This window comes from Actinotalea ferrariae, assembly GCF_019733465.1.
Taxonomy (GTDB): Bacteria; Actinomycetota; Actinomycetes; order Actinomycetales; family Cellulomonadaceae; genus Actinotalea; species Actinotalea ferrariae_A.
The window spans coordinates 1-8709 of the sequence record NZ_JACVQL010000152.1 but is presented as its reverse complement, the minus strand read 5'-3'; the positions used below and the strand labels follow the sequence as shown (position 1 = coordinate 8709).

At 74.7% G+C, this 8709-nt stretch carries 8 protein-coding genes and 1 pseudogene; 5 read left to right on the top strand and 4 right to left on the bottom strand.

Going from position 1 to position 8709, the window contains the following annotated elements; genetic code table 11:
* The 4 genes from ICW40_RS12515 to eccD all read right to left on the bottom strand — a co-directional run.
* Positions 1-585, bottom strand: a 585-nt coding sequence (locus ICW40_RS12515; RefSeq protein WP_221654355.1) for an RDD family protein, incomplete at its 3' end; no start/stop codon positions are given.
* A 141-nt stretch (positions 586-726) separates the two neighbouring features.
* Positions 727-2004: a S8 family serine peptidase gene (locus tag ICW40_RS12510; RefSeq protein WP_221654354.1), complete on the bottom strand. Its 1278-nt coding sequence runs from the start codon at positions 2002-2004 to the stop codon at positions 727-729.
* Positions 2001-3386: a type VII secretion protein EccB gene (gene eccB / locus ICW40_RS12505; RefSeq protein WP_221654353.1), complete on the bottom strand. Its 1386-nt coding sequence runs from the start codon at positions 3384-3386 to the stop codon at positions 2001-2003. The genes ICW40_RS12510 and eccB overlap by 4 nt, the downstream gene beginning before the upstream one ends.
* A 4-nt stretch (positions 3387-3390) precedes the next feature.
* Positions 3391-4740: a type VII secretion integral membrane protein EccD gene (eccD, locus tag ICW40_RS12500; protein WP_221654352.1), complete on the bottom strand. Its 1350-nt coding sequence runs from the start codon at positions 4738-4740 to the stop codon at positions 3391-3393.
* 358 nt (positions 4741-5098) lie between these two features.
* Between eccD and ICW40_RS12495 the strand changes: the two genes are divergently transcribed.
* From ICW40_RS12495 to ICW40_RS12475, 5 genes and pseudogenes are all read left to right on the top strand, one after another.
* Positions 5099-5410 (top strand): WXG100 family type VII secretion target, encoded by a 312-nt coding sequence (locus tag ICW40_RS12495; RefSeq protein WP_221654351.1) that lies wholly within the window; start codon positions 5099-5101, stop codon positions 5408-5410.
* A 25-nt stretch (positions 5411-5435) separates the two neighbouring features.
* Positions 5436-5720, top strand: a complete 285-nt coding sequence (locus ICW40_RS12490; protein WP_221654350.1) for a WXG100 family type VII secretion target — start codon at positions 5436-5438, stop codon at positions 5718-5720.
* A 160-nt stretch (positions 5721-5880) separates the two neighbouring features.
* Entirely contained in the window at positions 5881-6369 is a 489-nt protein-coding gene (locus ICW40_RS12485; RefSeq protein ID WP_221654349.1) for a hypothetical protein, read from the top strand.
* The gene (locus ICW40_RS12480; RefSeq protein ID WP_221654348.1) at positions 6351-7682 is read left to right on the top strand and encodes a S8 family peptidase; all 1332 of its coding nucleotides are present in this window, start codon (positions 6351-6353) and stop codon (positions 7680-7682) included. Before ICW40_RS12485 ends, ICW40_RS12480 begins: the two co-directional genes overlap by 19 nt.
* Positions 7682-8709: pseudogene (locus tag ICW40_RS12475) on the top strand (hypothetical protein); the annotation flags it as partial. The gene ICW40_RS12480 and the pseudogene ICW40_RS12475, both read left to right, overlap by 1 nt.

The following is an 8709-nucleotide window of genomic DNA, read 5'->3' as shown; positions in this document are numbered from 1 at the left end:
GTGGCGCGGCGCCGCGAACGGCGCCGGTGCGGCGGACGCGGGCGGGGGCGCCAGGAGGCCGTCGATGCGCCGGGCGACGTCGGGCGCGGTGGCGCTCACCTGCGCCGGGTCCACGCCCAGGGCGACGTCGAAGACCATCGTCCCCGCGGCCTTGTCGTGCCAGCCCTGGCGCCGGCCCGACGAGTCGAACAGCGGCGAGGCGAGCACCACGAGCTGCCCCACGCCGCAGGCCAGCGTGCCTGCCGCCGGCACGAGCAGCCGCACGAACGCCTTCCCCATGCCGACGGGCCGGCCGGTCTCGGCCGAGAGTGTGCGCAGGCCCACGAGCCGCTTGCCGACCGTGTACCCGCGCGTCCCCTGGAACCACCACTGGAAGACGCCGAGGCCGATGAGGAGCACGTAGCCGACGAGCACGAGCGGGGTCGTCGTGGGGATGGTCGCGGAGCCGGACTGCAGGGCCTGCACGACGGGGAGGAGGCCTGCGACGACGAACGCGCCGCCGAGCAGCATCGCCGCGGCGCCGTCGATCACGGCCGCGAGGAGGCGCTTGCCCATGCTCGCGGGCACCGCTCCGGGAGTCGCCATCGGGACTCGTCACCTCTTCCTCGGTTGAAGCTTGGACCACACCGCCGTACGGGCAGCGCAGCGCCACCGGCGAACCGGTCCTGCAGACATCGGCACGTCGGCCGCAGAACCTGAGCCGCCGGGACAGTGACGAGCGTCCCGTCAGGTCCGAGCGGGGCGACGCCGTCGGGCGGTGAGCCGGGAGACCACGAGCGCGGCGAGGCACGCCGCCACGCCGGCGAGGAGCCACCAGGACGAGACGGCCTGCACGGGCGCCAGCCGGTCCTCCTCCGCGCCCAGCTCGAGCTCGGCGGGCGGCGGCTGCTCGACGACCGGCGCCGGGTACGCGGGGCTCGGCGGTCCGGGCGCCGAACCGTCGTCGACGAACGCGAGCGCGGCCGTCGGTCGCACCACGCCCCACCCCACCCAGTCGTCGCGCTCGTCGGCGACGAACCGGGCCGCCGTGACCATGAGCCGGTGCGCCCACTGCGCGGGCGTCTCCTCCGGGAAGGCCTCCGCCACGAGCGCGGCCGCCGCGCTCACGTACGCCGTCGCGTAGCTGGACGACGCGGACCCGCCCAGCACGCAGTCGCCCGCCGCGTGGAACGCCGTGAGCACGTCGGTGCCCGGCGCGGCCACCTCGACGTGGGGACCGTGGATGGAGTCCTCGGTGACGCTGTCCCCCGCGTCGACGGCCGTGACCGAGAGGACCTCGTCGTACGCGGCCGGGTAGCGCGGCGAGTCGGAGACGTCCTCGGCCGTCGCGCGGTTGCCCGCGCTCGCGACGACGAGCGCGCCACGCTCGGTCGCCACCCGGACGGCGTCGCGCAGCACCGGGTCGTCCGTCGTGCTGCTGATGGAGACGTTGATGATGCGGGCGCCGTTGTCGACCGCCCAGAGGATGCCCTGCGCCACCCGACCGGTCTGGGGCTGGACGCCGCGTTCGGCCGCCTGCTCGTCGTCCGCGTAGTAGACGCGCACCGGCAGGATCGTCGCGCCGGGCGCGAGGCCCACGAGGCCCGACGTCGGCACGGGCTGCGCCGCGATGATCCCGGCGACCGCGGTCCCGTGCCCGGCGGGGTCGGTCCAGCCGCGCGGGTCGCCCTCGAGCCCGACGACGTCGATCCCCGGCAGCAGCACGGGGGCCAGGTGCGCGTTGCCTGGATCGACGCCCGAGTCGACGACGGCCACGGTCACGCCCGCGCCGGTGGCCGTCTCCCAGGCCTCGCGCGCGCCCAGCCGGCTCAGGGCGGGAGGCTCGGCCTCGACGTAGGCCAGCTTCTCGGGCGAGCACTGGCCTGAGGCGGTGGCGAGACGTGCGGGTGCGGGCACGGACGCGGCTGCGGCCGTCGCCGGGGCGACGGCGAGCGGGCCGCCGAGCATCGCGCCGGCGAGCGCGGCCCCGAGCAGCGCGGACGCCGCACGGCGCAGCGCCCTCACCCGGCCGCCCGCACGGCCTGCGTGGCGGCCTGGACGGTGAGCGCCGGTCCGCCCGGGAAGAGGTTCATCCACGCCTGCGGGACGTCGACGATGTCGTCGGACGTGTACCCGAGCCGGGCGAGCACGTCGTCGTCCGCGACGGGCACCGGGAACGCCGTGCCGGTCTGGTCGATGAGCAGGGTCGGGCCCGTCATGCCCGCGCCCGCCGTGGCGTGCACGAGCGCGCCCCCCGCGGGCTGCACCTGGACCGACTGGCGACCGACCTCGATGACGACCTCGGGGTGCGCGACGAGCCGCACGCGGGGCGGCTCACCCGTCGCGGCCTCGGTGGTGAGGTAGGCGCACGCGACCTCCTCCTCGGGCAGCGCGGCGGGCAGCGCGGCCGGCCAGTCGACGCCTCCGGCGGCACGCTCGGCGGTCTCCATCGCGCTGATCTGGGCGGCGGTGACCTCGATGTCCGCGCCCGTGACGGCGCCCGAGCCGATCCGGTACAGCTCGAGCGCGAACGGGCTCAGCGGCGCCAGGTCACCGTTCGGGTCGACGACGTAGCGGACGCCGGTGTCCGTGACGGAGATGACCGAGCCGACGACGGCCCCCGGGGGCGCGGGCGCACCGGCCGGCAGCGGGTCGCCCGCCCCGCGCATCACCACGGGCTCGAGGTCCTCGCCCGGCGGGAAGAGGTTGAGCCACTGCGCGCTCACCTGCCACGGCGCGACGGTCTCCTGCCGGATCGCACGCAGGACCGCCGGGGTGTCCGCGCGGGCGACGAGGTGCCGCCGCCCGTCGATCACGAGGTACGTGTCGTCGACCGTCCGCACGAGGAGCCCGGCGGGCGTCTCCGCCTCGGCCGCCGCGGCGACGAGGTCCGCCTCGACCTGCGCGACGACGTCGCCCGTCGTGAGCAGCGTCGTGAGCCCGCCCTGCGGCTCCGTGCACGCGAGCCACCCCGAGCGGATCAGCGCCGCGCGGGTGGGCAGGTCGTCGGGTGCTCCGGGGATGCCGCGCGTCTCACCGCGCGGCGTCGACGCGATCTTCTCCTCGTCCACCTGGATCACGCGGAACTCCCCCGAGATCAGCAGGCGGGCCGAGGCCGTGTTGAGGATCGGGTAGAGCGTGCCGTCGAGCGCGACGTACCGGGAGCCGCTCTCCTTCGTGACGATGAGCGAGTTGTCGTCCCAGCCGTTCGGCAGGCCGGGCTTGAGCAGCCCGAAGACGAGGCTGCCGACGACGAGGAGGCCGGTGAGGGCGACGCCGGTCACGACGGCGCGCAGGGGCTTCGTCGGCTCGAGCTCGCGGCCGCCGGGCGCGCCGGAGACGAAGGCCGTCAGGAGGCGGCGTCGGCTGAAGGTCTGGGCCTCGACGAGGTCCTTCTTGTTGGCCACGTGCTCAGACCAGCCCCGCCGCCGCGATGCCGAGGGGCAGCAGGACCGCGAGGCACAGGAGCTCGAGCGTGTCCGCCGCGCGGCCCATCGCGACGCGCTGACGCGGCGCGACGAGGCTCAGCGCGATGACGAGCGCGGCCGCGCCGCCCGCGACCATCGCGAGCGCGCTGCGCCACGTGGGGTGCGCCGCCGCGGCGAGCACGCCCGTGAGGGTGAGGCCGAGGATCCCGGCACCCATGACGACGAGCACGTCCTGCCGGGAGTACGTCTGCCGCACCCCGAGCAGCATCCCCGCGAAGGCGGCCGCGACCAGCAGCGTGCCGGCGACGCCCGTGGCGACCACGGCCGGTGCGGCCGCGATCGCGAGCGTCGCGACGGCGAGCCGCAGCGCGATCTGCAGCCGGTGGCCGCGGCTGTACTGGTCGCGCACCTGGTCCGGGTCGAGCGGGACCGGGTCGAGCAGGATCTCGGCGTCGCTGCGCGGCGAGACGACACGCAGCGGCGTGCTCGCGAGCGCGAGCCACGGGATGGCGTTGCCGGCCGTCACCACGACCGCGACGACGATCGCGAGCACCGTGCCCGGGACCGCGCCCGTCCCCGCGACGACCGCGCCCACCACGCCGAGCGTCAGGCCGAGGACGGCCGGGGCGACGCAGATCTCGCGGCCGGCCGTGAGGACGGGCACGCCCAGCACGGCGACGAGGAGCATGCCGACGCCCGCCAGGGCCGCGGGCGTGCCCCACGACGGCGGCTGCGTGCCGGCCGTGAGCCCGGCGACGAGGCCGAACACGGTCGCGACGAGGACCAGGGTGCGCGCGCCGACGTCGTGCCCGCCCACGCGCCCGACGACGGCGGCCGCGCCGAGGACGAGGAGGGCGCCGATGCCGGCCACGACCGGCGGGAAGAGCGAGTCGACGTCGGCCCCGAGGAGGAGGGCGGCGCCGGTGAGGAGGAACGCGGCGGCCGCGACGACCGCGGTGAGCGCCGAGTCGCGCGGCGTCCACGGGGCGTACTGCCCCTCGACCGCGTCCGCGACGGCCTCCACGACGTCGTCGTAGACGCGCACCTCGGCGACCTGCGCGCCGGACTCGAGCGTGAGCCGCGCGCCGTCCTCGACGCCCTGCGCCTGGAGGCTGCGGTCGGAGTCGAGCGGTCGCCCGTCCGTGCGGACGAGGCGGAAGCCGCCGTAGACCGTGCTCGCGTCGAGGAGGCCGAGCGTGCGGGCGAGGCCGGGCACGAGCTCGGCCACGGGCACGTTGCCGGGGGCACCGAGGTCGACCGAGCGGTCGCCGGCGCCCACCGAGACCCGGACGAGCGTCCCGAGGGCGCCGGGGGTCGAGGTGCCTGCGGTCATCCCGGTCCTTCGGTCGTGTGGTCGCGTGCGTCGGCGGTCAGCATAGTGACGGCCGACGGCGTCGGGACGTGTCGACCGGGCCGTGGGCTCGGACGGGTCCCGCGGGTGGGGGCGGCCCCGCCACCTGCAACCCACCCGGCCGGCCCACCTCCCCGCCGAGGACGTGACCCGCGAGGTCACCGGCGTCACCCGTTGGGGTGGCGGTTCGTGAAGGCTCCGTGCACAGCCGGTGCCTGCTGTTGCCACCCCGTCCGCGTGATCGTCTAACCTCGGGCCTGGCACCCAGGGGTGCCGACCCTGGCTGTCCGGTCGGGTTCTTGGTGAGACCCCGAGGGGTCATGGGAAGGGGGAGGTGGCTATGGCTGGAGAAGTTTCCGCAGCCGATGGTGCACTCAAGGCCGGCGCGTCCGCAGTCGCGCAGTCGCGGTCCGAGCTGCAGAACGAGCTGAACGTTCTCCGTGGCAAGCTCGAGAGCCTGCGTGGCGCCTGGGCCGGTCAGGGCGCCGTGGCGTTCAACACGCTCATGGAGCGGTGGAACGGCGACGCGAACAAGATCATCAGCGCGCTCAACGAGTTCGAGAGCAACCTGATCTCCTCGCAGAGCACGTACACCGCGTCCGACGAGGCGCAGTCGGCCTCGATGAACCGCCTCACCAGCCGGCTCGGCTGACCCGACCAGGCAGAAAGGCACATCGATGAGCGACCTGAAGGTCAACTTCTCCGCCCTGTCCACGGCCGCGGCCGACATCTCGACCGGTGCGAACCAGCTCGAGGCCAAGCTCGCCGACATGGACCGCTCGCTGCAGCCGCTGCGCGCCAACTGGTCCGGTGAGGCGTCGCAGTCCTACGAGGCCGCCAAGTCCAAGTGGACGTCGGCCATCAGCGACATGAAGCTCCTCCTCACGGACATCGGCCGCGCGGTCGACACGTCGGGCCAGGAGTACAACTCGACCGAGAAGAACAACGCCGCTCGCTGGTGATCCGCCGCCCCTCGGGGCCGGACCACCCGCACGGCAGCACAGCAGGACCCGCGCGGCGCACCGCGCCCGCGGGCCGGTGTTCGTGACGCTCGCCCCCAACCCCAGGGTTGGGGGCGTGGCGCCGCCACCACCGGCAGGGGGAACGATGGAGGGCATCAGCGTGGCACCGTCAGTCGAGATCGCGAACGAGCGCGTCGCGCAGTGCGTCAAGGACCTCAACGCCCTGTTCGACCAGATCGAGACCGACTTCCTCCCCAAGGTCGTCGCCGCGCGGTCGGCGCAGACGAGCACCGCGTGGTCCAGCGCCCCGCCCGCCGTCGCGTTCCGCGCCTCGATGCAGACCACGCTCGACGTCGCCGAGACCAAGCTCACGCAGCTGTGGGACCGCGTCGGCGAGCTCTGCGAGACGCTCAAGCAGAACGTCGCCGACCTCGAGAGCCTCGACGCCACCACGGCGGCCGACCTCGAGCGGCTCATGACGCGCGCCTCCGAGCCCCTCGAGATGCCCGAGACCCGGGTCCCGTACGCGCCCGGCATGGCACCGCCGGAGACGGCGCCGCCGCTGTGGGCGCTGCCGCCCTCGCCGACGTCGGGCGACTCGCCGTTCGCCGACCTCGGGACGGGCAACGGGTGGAACTCGGGCGCGTGACGGCGGTCCGCACGGCCGCGCTCACCACCTTCCTCGCGATCGGTGCGGCGCTCGTCGCGCCAGGCTCCGCCACGGCGGCCTCCGACCCGACCGACGGAGGCCTGTGGTACCTCACCAGGACCGGCGTGGCCGACGCCCACGAGCGGTCGACGGGGGAGGGCATCACGATCGCCGTCATCGACGGACCGGTGAACCCCGCGGCGCCCGACCTCGTGGGGGCGAACCTCGTCGTCCGCCCGAGCTTCTGCATCGCGGCGGACGGCGTCCCGGCCGAGACGTCGACGGGACCGGACGCCGAGCACGCCACCGGCACCGCCGCGCTGCTCGTCGGCACCGGGGCCGGCGCGGGCGGGGAGCCGGGCGTGCGCGGGGTGGCCCCGGGGGCCACCGTGCTCAGCTACTCGGTGACGCCGCTCGGGTGGTACGAGGACGACCCCGACGCACCCAACTGCATCGGCGTGCACGGGCCGAACAACCTCCGCCCGATCGCCGACAGCATCGACGACGCCGTCGCCCAGGGTGCCGACATCATCAGCATGGCGTACGGCGGCATCTGGGACAGCGACATCGGCTCGGCCGTCGCCCGGGCCTACGCCGCGGGCGCGATCATCGTCGCGGCACCCCAGAACGACGGCGGCGTGGCGTACCCCGCGCTCGGCAACGGCGTCGTCATGGTCGAGATGGCCGACCTGGACGCCAACCTCGTGAGCCCGACGACCAGGCACGACTACCTCGCGGTCGTGGCGCCCGGGGTCGAGTTCCGCTGGCCCTCGTCGGAGCAGCCGGGCTGGACCGCCTACGAGCGCGCGCAAGGCACGAGCATGGCGACGCCGTGGACCGCCGGCGTGCTGGCACTGGCGTGGTCGCAGCACCCGGACGCGACCGGCAACCAGATGATCCAGGCGCTCATCCGCAACACCACGATCGACAACCCCGACCTCGAGCACCACGACCAGTGGGGCTACGGCCCTGTCGACGTCGCCAAGCTCATGGCGGCGGACCCGACGCAGTACCCCGACGAGAACCCGTTCCTGCGCCCGCTGGGCGAGATGAACGGCACCCCCTCGACCGACGAGATCCTCGCGGTCGCCGGAGAGGGTGAGCCGACCCCCTCGCCGAGCGCCGAGCCCACCGACGCGCCGTCGCCCACGCCGAGCGCGCGCGCCGACGGCGGCCAGGCCGAGGCCGACGGCGTCCCGGTCCTCCCGATCGCGCTCGGCGTCGGCGGGCTCCTCGTCGTCGGCGGCGTCGCCACCGTCCTGATCCGACGCCGCACCACCCACCCGGCAGAACCCGTCCGAAGGGACCCATGATGGGCAGCAACGTCGAGAACCTCGCCAAGACCGAGGAGGCGAATCCGACGGTCGCCACGGACCGCACCGCTGAGCTGACCACGGCTGCGACCGAGATGGAGTTCCAGGCGGGCATCCTCGACTCCATCGCCCAGGAGCCCGGCATGACGGGCCAGTCGGCGGACGCGGCACTCGAGGCGTTCCACAGCGTGAGCGTGGAGTTCGTGAACTTCTCCACCGGTCTCAAGGAGATCGCGGCGGCGACCGTCACCGCGCAGAGCGCCCTGTCGGCCGCCCAGGGCGAGTACGCCGGGCTGCCGCCCGAGGGGCTCGACCAGTGGCAGGCGCAGGCCGTGAGCCAGGGCTACGCGACGGGCGTCCCCGTGGCGGTGCCCGGCGCCGGGTCGATGCCGGCGGCGCAGGCCGAGATGTACTGGGTGAACAAGCGGCGCCAGGAGCGCGAGGCGCAGGCAGCCGTCGCGATGGCGGACCTCGCGGCGGACATGGAGGCGGCGAAGCTGAAGGTCGACACGGCCTTCACGCAGAACAGCTCGGACGGGCCCGACGGACCTGGCCCGTCGCGGCCCAACCTGCCCGCGCCCACCGACCCGTACGGCGGCGGTCCGCGCGGCTGGGGCGGTCCCCCGCTCGGTAACGGCGGCACCGGCTCGAACCACGGTGGTGGCGAGGGGGTCTTCGCGATCGGCACCCCGACCGGCCCGCGCGGCGTGTGGATGATCGGCGAGCCGATCGACAACAACAACAACAACAACAACAACAACAACACCAACCAGAACAACAACAACACCAACGAGAACACCAACGAGAACACCACCGACAACACCACCGAGAACAACAGCGGCAACGACGACGACACGACCAGGGGCGGCGACGGCAACGCCGACGGCGACGTCACGGGCACGGTCCGCGGCGGCCACGGCGCGAACGGGCCGACCTTCGGCGGCGGTGGCGGCCTCGGCGGGGCTCTCGGCGGTGGGTTCGGCGGCGCGGGCGGCATGCTCGCGGGCGGCGTGGCCGTCGGCGGCGC

Bases quoted from the DNA above. Each gene is read 5' to 3' on its own strand.
- ICW40_RS12490 (WP_221654350.1), top strand. From the start codon at position 5,436: ATGAGCGACCTGAAGGTCAACTTCTCCGCCCTGTCCACGGCCGCGGCC.
- eccD (WP_221654352.1), bottom strand. From the start codon at position 4,740: ATGACCGCAGGCACCTCGACCCCCGGCGCCCTCGGGACGCTCGTCCGG.
- ICW40_RS12495 (WP_221654351.1), top strand. From the start codon at position 5,099: ATGGCTGGAGAAGTTTCCGCAGCCGATGGTGCACTCAAGGCCGGCGCG.